This is a genomic window from Thermostichus sp. MS-CIW-41, assembly GCF_054058915.1.
Window position 1 is genome coordinate 40,573 of record NZ_JBSSBO010000016.1, and the last position, 16,490, is coordinate 57,062.

Annotated in this window: 11 protein-coding genes and 1 pseudogene; 10 read left to right on the forward strand and 2 right to left on the reverse strand. The window is 60.4% G+C overall.

Annotated elements, in window-relative coordinates:
* Window positions 1–22: 22 nt before the first annotated feature.
* The 3 genes from ACVWXE_RS06855 (at window position 23) to murJ (ending at window position 4,010) form a co-directional block, all read left to right on the forward strand.
* Window positions 23–853 carry a HEAT repeat domain-containing protein gene (locus tag ACVWXE_RS06855; protein WP_457443603.1) on the forward strand — a complete coding sequence of 277 codons (831 nt, stop codon included), beginning with the start codon at window positions 23–25 and terminating at the stop codon, window positions 851–853.
* A 252-nt stretch (window positions 854–1,105) separates the two neighbouring features.
* Window positions 1,106–2,317 (forward strand): RNA-guided endonuclease InsQ/TnpB family protein, encoded by a 1,212-nt coding sequence (locus tag ACVWXE_RS06860; RefSeq protein ID WP_457489906.1) that lies wholly within the window; start codon window positions 1,106–1,108, stop codon window positions 2,315–2,317.
* A gap of 46 nt (window positions 2,318–2,363) precedes the next feature.
* Window positions 2,364–4,010 (forward strand): murein biosynthesis integral membrane protein MurJ, encoded by a 1,647-nt coding sequence (gene murJ, locus ACVWXE_RS06865; protein WP_414406809.1) that lies wholly within the window; start codon window positions 2,364–2,366, stop codon window positions 4,008–4,010.
* On the opposite strand, the gene sigC is transcribed toward murJ, so the two are convergent.
* Window positions 4,007–5,107 carry an RNA polymerase sigma factor SigC gene (sigC, locus tag ACVWXE_RS06870; protein ID WP_457383927.1) on the reverse strand — a complete coding sequence of 367 codons (1,101 nt, stop codon included), beginning with the start codon at window positions 5,105–5,107 and terminating at the stop codon, window positions 4,007–4,009. The genes murJ and sigC overlap by 4 nt on opposite strands.
* A gap of 579 nt (window positions 5,108–5,686) precedes the next feature.
* Here sigC and ACVWXE_RS06875 point away from each other — a divergent pair.
* The gene (locus tag ACVWXE_RS06875; protein ID WP_457489903.1) at window positions 5,687–6,265 is read left to right on the forward strand and encodes a cofactor assembly of complex C subunit B; all 579 of its coding nucleotides are present in this window, start codon (window positions 5,687–5,689) and stop codon (window positions 6,263–6,265) included.
* A gap of 12 nt (window positions 6,266–6,277) precedes the next feature.
* Here the strand turns inward: ACVWXE_RS06875 and mutS are convergent, their stop codons facing one another.
* Window positions 6,278–8,977 (reverse strand): DNA mismatch repair protein MutS, encoded by a 2,700-nt coding sequence (gene mutS / locus ACVWXE_RS06880; protein ID WP_457489904.1) that lies wholly within the window; start codon window positions 8,975–8,977, stop codon window positions 6,278–6,280.
* Window positions 8,978–9,543: 566 nt separating this feature from the next.
* Between mutS and ACVWXE_RS06885 the strand changes: the two genes are divergently transcribed.
* The 6 genes and pseudogenes from ACVWXE_RS06885 (at window position 9,544) to ACVWXE_RS06910 (ending at window position 16,381) form a co-directional block, all read left to right on the forward strand.
* Entirely contained in the window at window positions 9,544–10,500 is a 957-nt protein-coding gene (locus tag ACVWXE_RS06885; protein WP_457489907.1) for a FecCD family ABC transporter permease, read from the forward strand.
* Window positions 10,497–11,330, forward strand: a complete 834-nt coding sequence (locus ACVWXE_RS06890; RefSeq protein ID WP_457489905.1) for an ABC transporter ATP-binding protein — start codon at window positions 10,497–10,499, stop codon at window positions 11,328–11,330. The genes ACVWXE_RS06885 and ACVWXE_RS06890 overlap by 4 nt, the downstream gene beginning before the upstream one ends.
* A 65-nt stretch (window positions 11,331–11,395) precedes the next feature.
* Window positions 11,396–13,816 (forward strand): TonB-dependent hemoglobin/transferrin/lactoferrin family receptor, encoded by a 2,421-nt coding sequence (locus ACVWXE_RS06895; protein ID WP_457383924.1) that lies wholly within the window; start codon window positions 11,396–11,398, stop codon window positions 13,814–13,816.
* Window positions 13,817–13,862: 46 nt separating this feature from the next.
* Window positions 13,863–15,182, forward strand: coding sequence for an energy transducer TonB (locus ACVWXE_RS06900; protein WP_414408478.1), 1,320 nt, complete (start codon window positions 13,863–13,865; stop codon window positions 15,180–15,182).
* A 78-nt stretch (window positions 15,183–15,260) separates the two neighbouring features.
* A pseudogene (locus tag ACVWXE_RS06905) lies at window positions 15,261–15,444 on the forward strand (hypothetical protein); the annotation flags it as partial.
* Between the two features lie 49 nt (window positions 15,445–15,493).
* Window positions 15,494–16,381: an ABC transporter substrate-binding protein gene (locus tag ACVWXE_RS06910; RefSeq protein WP_011434267.1), complete on the forward strand. Its 888-nt coding sequence runs from the start codon at window positions 15,494–15,496 to the stop codon at window positions 16,379–16,381.
* Window positions 16,382–16,490: the final 109 nt, after the last annotated feature.

The following is a 16,490-nucleotide window of genomic DNA, read 5'->3' on the forward strand; positions in this document are numbered from 1 at the left end:
TGTCTTCTCCGTTGTCGATTCCATGACCACTGCTGTTCCTCTGGATCCCAATCCGTCGGTGGATCTCACCCCGGCTGGACAAATCGCCAAGCTGCGCCACGGGGATCCGGGGGAACGCTACTATGCCGCTTGGTGGCTGGGGCGCATGCGCATCGTCGAAGGGATCCCGGCCCTGATCGAGGCCCTGGCCGATGAAACGGATCGCACCGCTCAAGGGGGATATCCGCTGCGGCGCAATGCTGCTCGTGCTTTGGGTAAACTGGGATCCCTCGCCGGGATCCCTCCCCTGAAGGCGGCTTTGTCTTGCTCTGATGGCCAAGTGGTGGCAGCGGCTGCCCAGGCGCTGGTTGAGATTGCCCTTGCCAACAACCTCCATAGGGATCCCGACGAAGTGGAAAAGCTGGGATCCGCTTTGCTGGAAGGGCTGCGCCGTGTGGAGCGAGGACTGCAAACAGAAGCCCAAGCCGCCCTAGAAGCCATTGTCGAGGCTCTTGGACAACTGCAAGTGACCGCTGCTCTGGAGCCAATCTGTCCCTACCTAGAGCACACTTCCATCCGTTTGCAATGTGCGGCGGCACGGGCCTGCTATCGTCTCACCGGGGATCCGGCCTTTGCCCAGCCTCTGCTGTCGGTGTTGAATCACCACAACATCCATCTGCGGCGGGCTGCCCTTTTGGATTTGGGGGCCAGTGGCTATTTGCCGGCAGCACAGGCCATTGCGGTGGCGGCGGTGGAGGCCAACCTTAAGCTTCTTGCCCTCAAACAGTTGGTGGAGATCAACCTGGAACAACATCAAAGGATCCCCGGTGCTGAGCTGCAGCAGGTGCTCCGGCTGATCGACGAGCTGCTGTGAGCGGTGGTGCTTCTGGGCTCTTGCTGTTCACATTAGCGGGACAGAGTCCTTTGCAACTGACCTATCAAGGCATTGCCCATGAGTTTGTGCATCCCTCTGCAGCGATTCAAAGCCGTCAGAATCTGTCCGCTCGGCACCACGGTTGGGCTCCGTGGCTGTAGCACTGCCTCAGCTAGAAATCGCAGGAGCCCCGCACTGTACCCGTAGAGTCAGTGCCGGGAGGAATGCGCTTTGATGAAGTACAATGAACTTATGAGCCAAGTCCTGACCATATCCTGTAAGCTCAAGGTGTCCCCGTCGCAAGCCGCCAAATTGGACGCGACGATGGATGCTTTTGTACAGGCATTGAACTGGGTCAACCAAAACACACCAGAAAAAGTAGTCAACGCAGTCAAACTCCAATCCCTTTGCTACTACGAGATTCGAGCCCGGTTTGGCTTGTCCAGTAACTTGGCTCAGCAGGTCTGCAGACGGCTGGCCGGTGCCCGTAAAGTTGCCCGACAGAAAAACCGTCCGGTCAAAGCGTTCAAGAGAGGCTTTGCGACCTACGACGCTCGCATCTTTTCGTTCCGTCAAAAAGACTGGACGGTGTCGCTGACCACGGTGGAAGGGAGAGAACGCTTTGAACTGGTCATTGGCAACTACCAGCGTGGGATGCTGGCTGGCTCTAACCCCAAATCGGCCACCCTAGTCCAGCGGAAAGATGGCTCCTACTACATCCAGATTTGCGTAGAGAAAAAACCACCCAAGCAACAAGATACCGACAAGGTGATCGGGGTGGATTTGGGCAGGACGGATATTGCTCATACATCGGAAGGAGATCACTGGAATGGACAGCAGTTGAGCAGAGTCCGAGAGCGCTACTCCCGGTTGAGGGCGGTACTCCAACGCAAAGCCAGTAAGGGCACACGCAGTTCGCGGCGCAGATGCCGTCAACTGCTGCAACGGCTGTCTGGCAAGGAGAGACGCTTTCAAGTGTGGGTCAATCATCGCATCTCCAAAGCTATTGTCTCCAGGGCAAAAGCCACAAACAGTGCTATCGCTCTGGAAGACCTGACAGGGATCCGGGAAAGGGTCAATCAACAGCCGCGCAACAAGGCCGAACGGCGTAGGACCAACAGTTGGGCGTTTTACCAACTACGTCAATTTCTGGAATACAAGGCGAGGGTTGCAGGGGTTTCTCTGGTTCTTGTGCCGCCTGCTTACACCTCGCAGACCTGTCACAAGTGTTTACACATCCATCCCGATCCTGCGCAATCCTACCGCAGTGGTAAGTCGTTCAAGTGTGGGCACTGTGGATGGGAAGGGGATGCGGATTTGAATGGTGCAAACGTAATTGCGCTCTTGGGGGCTGCCGTAAACCGGCCTAGAGGTTCGGGCCTGTTTTGTTCTCTGGTAGAGCAGAGCAGGCTCAGGGCTACTGAAAGCCCGCTCCGTACCGCTTTAGCGGTCGGAGTCGGGTAGTTTACTTTGTTGTTGAGGCAGTGGTTGGGGTGCAGGACACAAGGTAATGGAGGAGTCTGCCACTCAGGAAGAGATCCCTGGGGGATCTCCTTCAGCAGGGCCATCCCGTTCGTTGATGTCGGTGGCGGGCTTGGTGGCCGGGGCGACCTTGCTCAGTAAGGGCATAGGCTTTATTCGCCAAGCTTTGATTGCAGCAGTGTATGGCTCGGGGCCGGAGTACAGCGCCTTCGGGGTAGCCTACATCCTGCCCGGTTTTCTGTTGATTCTGCTGGGAGGGATCAACGGCCCTTTTCACAGCGCCATCGTCAGTGTCCTCAAAAAGCAGCGGGATCGGGACAGGGAGGATGCGGCTGCCTGGCTGGAATCCATTTCCACCTTGGTAGGCTGCCTGCTCCTGCTGGTCAGCTTGGGCCTTTGGTGGGGAGCGGACTGGGTGGTGCGCCTGAATGCGCCGGGAGCCAGCCCCGAAGTCCATGCTCTGGCCGCTGCGCAACTGCGGATCATGGCCCCTTTGGCCTTGCTCTCGGGGTGGATTGGCATCGGCTTTGGAGCGCTGAATGCTGCCGAACACTACGCCTTGCCTGCCCTTAGCCCGCTGATCTCCAGCTTGGCGGTGATCGGGATCCTGGTCACGCTGGGATGGACGGGGATCCCAACTTTGCTGGCCTGGGGCGTGCTCATCGGGGCCATTGCCCAATGGTTGGCCCAAGTTCCGCTCCAGATGCGGTTAGGGCTGGGGCGACCGCGCCTGCGCTTTGAGTGGGGATCCCCGCAGGTACGGGCGGTGGGCTTGCTGATGTTGCCGGCGGTGATCTCCTCCGGGATGATCCACATCAATGTTTATGTGGATCTGTTTTTTGCCTCTTTCGTACCTGGGGATCGCACCATCGGCAACTTGGGATATGCCCAGCTTCTGGTACAAACGCCGCTGGGGATCCTCTCCAACATGGTGCTGGTGCCCTTGATGCCTCTCTATGCCCAGTTGGCAGGGGATGGATCCCGTTGGCCGGAGCTGCGCCAGCGTATCCGCCAAGGGCTGATGCTTACGGCAATTGTGACCCTGCCCCTGTCGATGCTGTTGGTGGCTTTGGCCGAGCCCATTGTCCAAGTGGCCTACCAGCGGGGGCGCTTTACGCCGGAGGTGACACAAGAGGTGGCAGCCCTGCTCATGGCCTATGGTCTGGGGATGACCGGTTACCTGCTGCGGGATGTGCTGGTGCGGATCTTCTATGCCCTGGAGGATGGGGCTACGCCTCTGCGCATCAGCAGCATGGCCATTGGCCTGAATGCCCTACTGGACTTTCTATTTTTGCAGGCTTTTGGAGCGCCGGGCATTGCCCTGGCCACCGCCGGCGTCAACCTGATAGCCGTGATCGGACTGGGGATCCGCCTCCACCAGCGCCTGCCGGGGATCCCTTGGCGGGAGATGGGACAAGCCCTACTGCCATTGCTGGGGAGCACCGTCCTGGCCGGGGGACTGAGCCATTGGCTGTGGACCCAACTGCGCTCCTACGAGATTGTGGGGTCTCCCCTGCTCACCGCCATCATTTGGGCCGGGCTGGCCGCGGGTTTAGGTCTAAGCTTGTTCGCCGCCGGAGCTCTCTACCTGCGGATCCCAGAAGTGGAGTGGGCAGCAGCCCGACTGCGGAAACGGGTAGGACGCCGGGGGAGCCAGTGGGCAAGCCGGAACTAGCTGATGGCTTCCAGGTAATCCCGCACCCGGTTGCGTCGCTTCGGCTGACGCAGCTTCTGCAGAGCTTTGGCCTCAATTTGCCGCACCCGTTCCCGCGACAGATCCAAGGCGCGACCGATTTCCGCCAGCGAATAGGTGCGCCCATCCCCCAAGCCGAAACGCATGCGGATCACATCCCGCTCGCGGCTGGTCAGATCCGAGAGCAACTGCTGCAGATCCCGGTGCAGGGCTTCCCGCATCATGGTCTCTTCTGGGGAAATGTCGTCGGTTTCCAGCAGATCTCCCAGTTCGGTGTCTTTGTCTTTGCCCACCTTGGTTTCCAGAGAAACCGAGCGGGGCACCCGTACCAACAGCTCGCGTACTTGAGGCGGGGTCATCTCCAACTCGGAGGCGATGTCTTCGATGGTGGGGGTGCGGCCCTTTTCCTGGGAGAGCTTGCGCTGCGCTTTTTTGATCTTGTTCAGCTTCTCGGTGATGTGAACGGGCAGGCGGATGGTGCGGCTTTGGGTGGCAATGGCGCGGGTAATGCCCTGCCGGATCCACCAGTAGGCGTAGGTGCTGAAGCGGTAGCCCTTTTTTGGGTCGAACTTTTCCACCGCCCGCTCTAGGCCCAGCGTACCCTCTTGGATCAGATCCAACAGCTCCAAGCCGCGGTTTTGGTACTTTTTCGCCACCGACACCACCAGGCGCAGGTTGGCCTTGATCATGTGCTCTTTGGCACGCTTGCCAATTCGCTGAACCTGCTGCAGCTTTTCAGGGGTCAGTTGCGCCCACTCGGGGTACTGGTTGGCCTTAGCCACCCATTCCGCAAGAGTGGGATCCCGTCCCAACTCTTTCTGCAAACGCAGACGCAAATCCAAGAGCTTCATGTAGTCTTGGACTTTTTGGGCCAGGGCCACCTCTTCATCGCGCCCCAAAAGAGGAACACGACCAATCTCCTGTAAATAGAGGCGCACCAGATCGGTGGAGCGGCGGGTTGGCTCCTCTTCCAGAAACTCGCCATCGGCCAGATCCACCTCTGCTTCTTCGGCAGCCTCGAGGAGATCGGCGGGGCCATCCAACAAAATGTCGTTGAGTTCAGGTTCGTAGTTAGACATGTAGGGTGTTGCTGATGTAGCGACAGAGGTAGCAGTTCAGTGGGCTGAGAGAGGAATGGTCAGTGATGTGGAGCAAGTTAAGCTTAAGTGTTCCCCAACGGTAACTTCGCGCCTGCTCAACGCCTTACAGCAGTCAGAGGAAATCATACATTGACCTCTTCCTCAACCGGACCTCCTGCCCATGCCCCATAGGGAAAGGCTGAAGTAGCAGCGGAGGGGTCACACGGTGGGTAGAGCGTGAGCCCCTTATCATAACTTAATTATAGTTGCATTTCTCAGCCCAGAGACATGAGAGCCAGCGTAGGATCCCCCCAGTTCAACCGTCACCGCCACTGCGAAAAAGCGTATTGCCCTCAGGGTGAACCCGGCAGCTCGTCCTTGGGGGAAGTAACCCATCCATCCTAGAGGGTCTAAACTTCAAAGGTAGCGTGTAAATTGCTTTGCCTATTCCAATCTATTCGATTCTATTCGATGAACTGTTCCCATTCACCTATCCCACCCAGCTGTGGGGGAGCCAGACTCCCCGAACAGGTCAACCCCCTTCCTCTGGGCGGACTGGGCTCTGCTCAGGCACTTGGGTTGGCCATAGCCCCGCTGACGGGGGAAAAGGTTTCAACCTTGGCGTTGACGACTCTATTGGCCATCGGTCTATTCTTTTTCCTGCGAGCTTCGGGCAAAGATCGCGTTGAGACTCGCGTCTATCTCAGCAGTCGCAGCCTGGAAGAAATGGGATCCGCTCTACGGGAGCACTTGGAAAGGCGTGGCTATCGTCTCCAGTCCGCCGATGCCGAGGGGATCGCCACCTTTGCAGGGCAGGGTCAGGCTAGCGTGGGGCTGGCCCTTTTTTTGACGGGGCTGGCGGGGACGGGACTGGCCTGTTTGGCCTTGGTGCTGCAGACCCTTGAGCCGGGGTGGGGAGCTTGGCCCTGGATGGTGGTGCTGGCTTCTCCTTGGGCGGGTTGGTACTACCGGCAGCGCAACCAACGCCCGGAACAAATCCGCCTGAAACTGCAGGAAGCCGACGAGGACTCTGTCCCGCTCTCGTCCTGGGAACGAACGCCAACGGCTTCTGGATCCCACCTGTGGGTGGAGGGGCATCGGGATGAGCTGGATGGGCTGGCTGCAGCCCTGGGGTTGCAAGAACGGGATCTGGATTAGGGGTAGGGGAGTCTAAGGCCAATCGGGAGAGAGAGGTGCTGGGATCAAAGACAGTTGATCCCCAACGGCGGAATCGGGGCTGCGATTGGGAGCGGGCTCTTTTTTGGAGTTCTTTTGGGCGAGGCGGCTTTTCCCTTGGTTGCGCAGGCCCAGGCCGATGCGGCTGTGTTTTTCCACCAAGGCCAGCACCTGTTCGGCCCGCTGGATTACCGGCTGGGGCAGGCCAGCCATGCGTCCCACCTCAATGCCATAGGAGCGATCTGCCCCCCCCGGCTGCACCTGGTGCAGGAAGACAATGCGATCCGGCAGCTCTTTGACCACCACCTGGAAGTTGGCCACGTTGGGCAGCAGGGTCTCCAGTTGGTTGAGCTCGTGGTAGTGGGTGGCAAAGACCGTACGGGCCCGCACTTGGGTAGCCAGGTACTCTGCCACCGCCCAGGCAATGGAAAGGCCATCGAAGGTAGCGGTGCCTCGGCCAATCTCGTCCAGCAGCACCAAGGAGCGCTCGCCGGCGTGGTTGAGGATGTTGGCGGTCTCGTTCATTTCCACCATGAAGGTGGACTGGCCGGTAGCCAGATCGTCCACAGCGCCAATGCGGGTAAATACGCGGTCGCAGCGGCCCAACTCTGCCCGCCGCGCGGGGACAAAGCTGCCCATCTGGGCCAGGATTTGGATGAGCCCAATTTGCCGCAGGTAAGTGGACTTGCCGGACATGTTGGGCCCGGTGAGGACGATCAAATCGGGGCCGTGGGGGGATCCCAGTTGCACCGAATTGGGCACGAAGAGGCCCTGGGGCAGGGATTTTTCCACCACCGGGTGGCGACCCTCCTCGATGATCAGCCGGCGGTCTTCGGTGATTACGGGACGGGTGTATCCCTGCTGCACTGCCACTTCCGCCAGGCCAAACAGAGCATCGACGGCAGCCAGGGTCTGGGCCACTTGGCGGATGGCTTCGGCCCGGGATCCTGCCTCTTGGCGCAACTGCACAAACAGCTCGTATTCCCGCTGGTTGATGTCGGTTTGGGCTGTGAGGATGCGGGCCTCTTTTTCTTTCAGCTCGGGGGTAATGAACCGCTCTTCGTTGGTCAGGGTTTGCTTGCGGATGTACTCTTTGGGGACTTGGTGGGCCTTGGCGCGGCTGATGCTGAGGTAGTAGCCGAAGGCCTTGTTGAAGCCCACCTTGAGAGTGGGGATCCCAGTGCGGTCGCGCTCGCTTTTTTCCAACTGGGCAACCCACTGGCGGTCTTGCTCCACCTGCTGCCGCAGCCTGTCCAGCTCGGGATCCACGCCGGCTCGGATGAGGCCCCCCTCGGTGAGCACAGGGGGAGGGGAGGGCAGGAGGGTGTGCTCGATGCGTTGGCCCAGCTCAACCAGGGCGGGATCCACCTGTTGCAGGCTTTGCAAGAGGGGAGTCTTGGCTTCCCCCACCAGCTCGGCCAACTGGGGCAGTTTGCCCAAGGAGGATCCCAAGGCCACCATCTCGCGCGGGTTGGCGGTGCCCGATCCGACGCGGTTGGCCAGCCGCTCCAGGTCGTACAGAGAGTCCAGAAGGGATCCCAGGCGGGCCCGCAGAGAAGGGTTTTCCAAAAGCTCTTGGATGGTGTCTTGGCGAAGGCGGATTTGCTCTAGATCCCGCAAAGGCTGCATTAGCCAGCGCCGCAAAGTGCGCCCCCCCATGGCTGTACGGCTGTGATCCAGCACCCAGAGCAGGGATCCCACAAAAGCCCCCTCTCGGAGGGTCTGGGTGAGCTCCAAGTTACGCCGGGTTTGGGCATCCAAGATGAGGTAGTCCGTGAGCTGGTAGGTGCGCGGGGGAGGCAGGAGCGGGTGGCCTCCCTGGGGAGAAGGCTGCAGCAGGGTCTTTGGTGCTACGCACCGCTGAGGCGAATGGGTTTCTTCTAAGTAGTGCAAAAGCCCTCCCGCTGCTCGCACCGCCAGAGGCAATCCCTCACAGCCCAATCCTTCCAGAGAGCGCAGGCCGTAGGTCTGCATGAGGTTCTCCCGCGCCACCGCCAGTTCAAAAGGTTCGGCTGGGCGCAGGGTATAGGCGTATTGGTTGGGGAGACCCAGGGGCTTCTGGGGATCCCCTGGACGGATGAGGCCTAGTCCCAGCCCCTCCTCGGTGGGCAGCAAAACCTCTGCCGGCTGCAGCCGGGCCAGTTCCTGCTCCAGTTGCTCTTGCCCCTCGCTCTGACACACCCAGAACTCGCCGGTGGAGATATCCGCATAGGCCAGGCCCCAGCGGCAGGGAGCTTGCCTTGATCCTTTGAGCTGCACAATGGCCGCCAGGTAGTTATTCTGCCGCGCCTGCAGCAGCTCCTCTTCGAGGACGGTGCCAGGGGTGATCACCCGCGTTACTTCCCGCCGCACCAAGCCCTTGGCCTGATCTGCCGGCTCCATCTGGTCGCAGACGGCCAGGGCATAGCCTTTGGCCACCAACTGGGCGGCATAGCGGTCAAAGGCGTGGTAAGGGATCCCGCACATGGGTACCCTGCCGATGGCTCCGGCCTCTCGCCCGGTGAGCACCAGCTCCAGCTCCCGCGACACCACTTGCGCATCCTGGAAAAACATCTCGTAGAAATCCCCCAGGCGGTAGAGCAGAATGGCGTGCGGGTATTGCCGCTTCAGCTCTACGTAGTGCTGCATCATGGGGGTGAGGAGGGTGGGATCCACCTCCAGGGCATTCCAAGTATGCTCGGCGGGAGAAGTCATGGCATCAAAACGTTTGCAAGCAATGGGCTCAAGGTTGAGAGCCTGGCCAAACCGGACCGATCAGCTTGGGCCATTCTAGATCTAGATGAAGTATGAGACATTTCCCCAGCCCTCCTCCTCTGGGGAGAGGGAAGCTAGGTAATTGCCATTTCGCAGTTGGTTGAAATGACCTCGCTCAGGGTAGTTGGATCCCCCCTGAGGTAAGTCTGAATGGCTGGGCAGAGGCGCTGCCCGGTCTTGTCCAAAAGCCCTGAAGCGCAAGAGGGAGAAATTTAGGCACAAGCTATTGAAACTGACTTGCAACATCCAAGAAGCCTTGCTATTCTAGCGACTACGTTTTGTTGAGTTTGACTTTCAATAAAGCTCGGGAGGGAGGCCTGGCCAACTTGGCTGAGTTTTCCATCCCGCCCTTGCAGGCGGAGGGGGTTTCTTGGCCTCAGAAGGCTCTCTTCCTGGGCAAAGCTCGAGAGGTTTTCCCGGTGCTGGTCGATCGCGAGTGTCCGTATACAGAGGTTGAGGGGGGCAGAGGCTGGGGGCAAAAAAAGCGGCTGCTCTCGCCAATCGGTTTGACCTGTTTGCTATTGAGTTTCATTTTCCTAGTACTTTTGGTCTCGATTGCTTTGGGATCCGTTCCCATGACTTTCCCAGAACTCTGGCAAGCCCTGTGGGGGCAGGGGGATCCCATTCGGCAGACGATTGTTTGGCAGTTGCGGCTGCCGCGGGCGCTCTTGGCCCAGTTGCTGGGGGCGGCTCTGGGGATGGCAGGGGCCCTGTTGCAGGGGATGCTGGGCAATGGGCTGGCGGATCCCTACCTGCTGGGCATTTCGGCGGGGGCGGGCCTGGCGGCGGTGGGGTTGCTCACCTTGGGAGAGTGGACGGCTTGGGTGCCCCTGGCCGCTTGGGTGGGCGGGGTGCTGACTACCGTGTTGGTGTACGGGTTGGCGCGTACTCCCTCGGGACTGGCGGTGGAGCGGCTGATCTTGGCGGGGGTGGCCGTCAGCGCCCTGTTTGGGGCCATTAGCTCCACCTTGTTGTTGATGGCAGATGACCGGGTGCAGGTGGCTCTCACCTGGTTGATCGGCAGCTTGAGCGGGCGGGGCTGGCCAGAGGTGCAGGTGGCCGGGGCGTATATCCTGGTCGGCTTGGGATTGGGATGGGGGCAGGCGCGGGCTTTAAACCTGCTGAGCTTGGGGGAAGAGATGGCGGTGAGCTTGGGGATCCCTCTGGCGCGGACGCGGGTGGTGATTGGTCTGGTGGCGGCTTGGCTGGCGGCAACCGCTGTCAGTGTGGGGGGGTTGATCGGCTTTGTCGGTTTGGTGGTGCCCCACATGGTGCGGCAGGGGGTGGGATCCGATTACCGCTGGCTGTTGCCCCTTTCTGCCTTGGCGGGGGCGACCCTGCTGAGCGGTGCCGATATCCTGAGCCGTTTGGGCCCGATAGAGCTGCCGGTGGGGATTGTCACCGCTGTGATGGGGGCTCCCTTTTTCGGCTGGCTGCTGCGGCAGCAGGGGGCAGGGCGATGAGAGAGCCCATCCTGCAGGTCGAGGATTTGAGCGGGGGCTACGGATCCCGGACGGTGGTGCGACAAGTGAGCTTCAGCGTGCAACAGGGGGAATGGCTGAGCATTGTCGGCCCCAATGGTTCGGGCAAATCGACGGTGCTGCGGCTGTTGAGTCGGGTTCTGATTCCCCAAGCTGGGCGCGTGTACCTGGACGGTCGGGATCTGCACGCTCAACTCACTCCCCAGCAGGTGGCCCGGCAGTTGGCTCTTTTGCCCCAGCAGCAGCGGATCCCGGCAGGGCTGACGGTGCGGCAATTGGTGAGTCTGGGGCGTTCTCCCCACCAGCCCTGGTGGGCGTGGCAGTTGACGCCGGCGGATCGGCAGCGGGTGGAGTGGGCTCTAGAGCAGACGGGACTGGGATCCCTGGCGCTGCGGCGGGTGGAAACCCTTTCGGGGGGCGAGCGGCAACGGGCTTTTCTGGCGTTGGCTTTGGTGCAGGAGCCGCAGGTGTTGCTGTTGGATGAGCCCACCACCTTTTTGGATCTGCGCCACCAACTGGAGCTGCTGGAGCTGTTGCAACGGCTGAAGCAGGAGCAGGGCCTGACGGTAGTTACGGTGCTGCACGACCTGAATTTGGCCATTCGCTACAGCGAGCAGATTGCCTTGCTGGGATCCGCCCAGATGCAGGCCCTGGGGTCTCCCTTGGCGGTGTTGACCCCCAGCCGGGTGCGACAGGTGTTTGGCCTGGAGGTGGAGTGGATCTCGACTCCGGTAGGGCCACAGCTTTGCCCCCTGCGCAGCACAGCTCCAGCGGCAGCAAGGCTCCTCTCCCTGCCGGTGTCAGGGTGCTGAGGGAGGGTTTGTCCGGTTTTGCAGTGAATTTTCCCTGTTGTGGATTTCGAGGAGCATGAGAGGTTATGCGCGTGAACGGTCGTTGGTGGCGGGTGGTGAGTTTGGGGTTGAGTTTGGGAGTGGGCTGGGGATCCCTGTCCCAGGCTCAGCCCAATGCCCGGATCCCTGAGACTCCTTTGCTGGCCCAGGCCACCCCTCGGGGAGCCACCACCATCCAGGAGCAGATTCGCGAGCTAGAAGCCCAGATCGAAGCTGCCCGCCGGCGGGGGGATCAGGCGGAGGTGGAGCGGCTGCAAGCGGATCTGCAAGTGCTGCGGCAGGGCACCCCCGTCTTCAACCTGCAGCAGGTTACGGTCACCGGCACCCGCACCGAGCGCACCCTGGCCGACTCCCCGGCCACCATCACCGTCATCGACCGGGAGCGCCTGCGGCAGGAGCTTATCCAGAACATCCAGGATCTGGTGCGCTACGAGCCGGGGGTGAGCGTGCGGCGCAGCGTTCGCTACGGCCTGCAGGACTTCAACATCCGCGGCCTCGACGCCAACCGGGTGCTGATCCAGGTGGATGGGATCCGCCAGCCGGAGCGATTTTCCTTCGGCCCCTTCACCATTGGCCGGGATACCTTTGAGCTGGAGACCCTGAAAACTGTAGAAATTATCCGCGGCCCCGCCTCCACCCTCTACGGCAGCGACGCGCTGGGGGGTGTGGTGACCTATACCACCCTGGATCCAGCCGATCTGCTGGGGGAACGGGACAGCCATGTGGGCCTGTCCAGCCAGTACGACAGCAAAAACCAAGGGTACGTCAACACCCTCAGCTTGGCGGGTCGGCAGGATAACTTAGAGGCCCTGCTCATCTACACTCGCCGCGACGCCAGAGAGCCGGATATCCAGGCGGATCCCAGTTTCAAGGATCGGCAGACGGTGGAGGGAGACAATGTTCTGGCCAAGCTGGTCTATCGCTTCAGTCCCTTTGACAGCCTCACCCTGACGGCGGAATACTTCAACAACCGCACCACCACCACCTTTTCGCCCCGCAACCTGGATCCCGGCATCCGCTTTTTCAGGGAGACCATTGAGACCGAGCGCAGCCGCCTCAGTTTGGAATATCGCTACGCCAACCCCGATACCCCCGCTTTTGAGCTGGCCACCGTCCAGATCTACTACCAGCCGGCCCGCACCCAGGAGCCCAGCGTGGAAGAACGCACCCTCACGGTACAAGGTCGGCCCGTGCCTGTGCGTCGGGATACCTTCAACGAGCTGGTCAGCAACATTCTGGGAGCCAGCGTACAGGCCCAGAGCCGCTTCCAAACCGGGGATCTCTCCCACCGCTTGGTGTATGGAATGGAGATCTCCACCACCCGCAACGAACGTCCCCGCAACCGCTTCCAAACCAACCTGCTGACCGGGGCAGTCACCCAAAACATCCCCCCGGACACTTTTCCCACCAAAGATTTTCCCGACTCCGATACCGTGCGCTTTGGGCTGTATTTGCAAGATGAGATCGACTTTGGGGGCGGCAACTTTACCCTCATCCCCGGCATCCGCTACGACACCTACCGCCTCACCCCCAGCCCTGACGAAGCCTTCTTGAAAAGTGGGGCAGAAGCCGCCAGCCTGTTTGCCGATGCCATTTCTCCCAAGGTGGGCCTGGTGTGGAGGATTAATCCCAACCTCACCTTTACGGCCCAGTACAACACCGGTTTTCGGGCCCCTCAGTACAACGAAATCAACAGCGGCTTCACCAACCTGGTCAGCCCCTTCTTCCGCTACCGCACCCTTTCCAATCCCAACTTGCGACCGGAAACCAGCCAAGGCTTTGAAGTGGGGTTGCGGGGGATCTACCCCCAGGCCAGCTTTAGCTTGGCCGCCTACTACAACACCTACAACGACTTTATCGAGGCTTTCCGGGAGGTGGGATCCGAGCCTTCACCCCCCGGCCCGCCAGGGAGCCCGCCACCTCCACCGGTGACTCTCTTTCAGAGCCAGAACGTCAGTCGGGCCCGCATCTATGGTGTAGAAGCCACCGGGCAGTACTTCTTCAGCCCCGATTTGACCGGCTGGAGCCTCAATGGCAGCTTTGCCTGGGCGGTGGGGGACAACCTCACCGAAAACAAACCCCTCCTTTCCATTGAGCCACTGACGGCAGTACTGGGACTGCACTACGACGATCCCAGCCAGATCTGGGGAGCCAGGTTGGTGGCCACGCTGGTGGCGGATCCCCGCGACCCGCAACGGGAGGTAGTGCAACCGAACCCCAACGCTCCACCTCAAATTCCGTTTGTGCCCAAGGGCTACACCGTGGTGGATCTGCTGGGCTACTACAACCTGGACGACAACTGGCAATTGAATTTCGGGGTGTTCAATCTCTTTGATGAAAAGTATTTTCTCTACTCCGAAACCCGCTCTCTCTTTGTCGGCCCTGAAGTGGAACGGCGGGCCCAGCCGGGACGGCATGCTGCGCTCAGTTTTTCCACCCGGTTTTAGGGTCCAAGACCTGAGGCCGTGTTTACTCTGGATCCTGCTCTAACCGATGCTTGCCGAGCCACCTGCCCGCACCCCCAAGGGATCCCTCTCTCTTCTTCGGAAGTCCTGTCCCCAGCTTTTGTGGCGACTGCAGGGGTGGTATTGGCAGCAGGCGGGCATGGCCTGGGAGGCGGGGCTGGCTTGGTTGGCGTTGTGGCTTTGGGCTGGCGCAAGAGAGAGCGGCTGGCTGGAGTGTGCCGAGGAGCTGCTGCAAGAGGCTTGGGTGGCCGGCTATAGCTGGGCTGCCCTCTGGACAGCTTGCCAGGAGGGGGAAGATCCGCCGGGGACCGTCCTCCACCTGCGAGCCAGGGATCCCCGACCGCTGCGCCGGGAGGGGTTGATTTCCCTCCTCTTGCACCTGATGGCGCTGCTGGGGCTGGCTTGGTGGGGATCCCGGCCTTTATCAGACGCAGAACTCCGGATCCCAGTCACGCTTTTGCTGGAGGATCCCGAGCCACAGTTGCTCGAACCGGATTCAGAATCCATAGAATCTCTCCCACCAGAGCCAACAGCAGAGCCGCCCGGCCCGGCCCCGGAATCGCCCCCTGCAGACGATCTATCCCCACCGGAGCCTGTGCCCCAAGAGATCGAGATGCCAGCCATCCCGGAGGCTGAATCTTTGCTGGCCCTGCAAACTCCGACCCCTACGCCTCCACCGACCCCTACACCCATTCCCACGGCAAAGCCAGAACCCACCCCTACTCCTCCACTGACCCCATTACCGACAGCTACCCCGCAACCCACTCCTCCGCCACAACAGCCCACCCCAACTCCGGCGGTTACCCCCACCTCTACAGCGACTCCACTCACCTCCGCCCCGGTTACCTCAAGCACCCCTCTGCCCCGCTTTACCCCCTTGATCCAAGGGATCCGTTCCAGCGTAAAGACTGCCGCCGCTCCGCCTTCCCCCGGCAGCGAGAGCAGATTGGGGCCAAGGGATCCTGAAACTGGGACACCTGGCGGTATAGGTGCAGCCCAACCCCATTCCTCTGCCCCAACACCTGCCACCCCCAGTTCCTCCCCACCGACAGTGGCTGCCAACCCCCAGCCGGACATCCTGGCCCGCCCGATCCCCGGTCGCAATCCTCCGCCCCCCTACCCTCCTCAAGCTCGCCGTCTCGGCCAACAGGGGCAGGTGCTGCTGCGGGCCAAGGTCAATGCCCAGGGGCAGGTGCAGCAGGTGGAGATCGCCTCTTCCAGTGGGTTTCCCGCCCTGGATAGGGCAGCGCAGGAGGCGGTGCAGCGGTGGGAATTCAGCCCGGCCTTGAGAAACAACGCCCCCATCGAGTCTTGGGTGGTGGTGCCCATCCAGTTCACCCTCAATTGATTGCTGTTTGGGAATTGTTTTGGAGCATGACTCTAGTCAATAATAAGCTCAACTATACTGAAAATAATGTATAATATGTTCAGTACGGATTACTACCAGTTGATCTTTCTGTTTACTTTCGAGTCTGCCAACATGGTAGCCAAAGCAAAGCAGAAAATTGGTAGTAAGACGACACGGAAACTGGGCTTTGGGTATTCTACTCAAAGCTTTGCGGGATACCGCCATTCTGTTTGGAAACAAACAGAATGCTATCGCTGCATAGTTGAACAGTGATGTTCAGCAGTGTTCAGCGTAAATGTATCAGATTGTCTATGCTGTCTCGTCTTTCTCGCCGTCAACTGTTCGCCTTTGGTCTGGCCAGCGTGGGGGCCTGGGGAATGGGGCGTTTGGCCCAAGCCCAAGGTCGGATCCCTCAGGAGCCACTCCTGTCAGCGAGACAGAGTCCTTTTCGTCGGGTAGCCAGCCTCACCACCTTGACTGCCGATATCCTCTATCGCTTGGCCCCCGATAGGTTGGTGGGGATCCCTGCCGGTCGTTTGTTGGAGGAGGATCCCCGCTTCCAAGGCTTGACCCGCCTGGGGCTGGGCAACCAACCCAACCTGGAGCAGCTTGTGGCCCTACAACCGGACTGGGTGGTGGGGGCCAGTGGCTTTCACGAGGCTCTGGCAGAACGGCTGCAGGAGCTGGGGATCCCCACCTACCTCACCCGCGTGGACAGTTGGGCTGCTTTGGAAGAGACGATTGCCACCCTGGCTGCTGCTTTGGGGGCGGATCCCGATCCCTTGCTGCGGCAGTATGGATCCCTTTTGCCCCAGGAACTGCCCCGCGTTCGACCCAAAACCTTGCTCTTGGTGGGCACCCAGCCGATTCTTTCTCCCAACCGGCAAAGCTGGGCCGGGGATCTGCTGGAACGCTTTGGCGCGGACAATCTCACCGCTACCTTGCAAAGCCAAGGGCCTTTTCGGGGCTACGTCACCCTTTCGGCAGAGCGCATCCTGGAAGCCAACCCAGAAGTTCTGCTGGTGGTCAACCCGGAGGCGGCGGATCCCTTGGCGTTTTTCCGTTCCCGCCCCTTTTGGAATCGGTTGCAAGCCGTCCAAACTGGGAAAGTTTATGGATTTGACTACTACGGCTTGGTCAATCCCGGTAGCTTGGAGAAAATTAGAGTTGCCTGCGAGCAGTTAGCCCGCATTTTTTGAACGGACTTGGAGTGTCTGATACATTTACGCTGAACACTGCTGAACATCACTGTTCAACTATGCAGCGATAGCATTCTGTTTGTTTCCAACCAGAATGGCGGTATCCCGC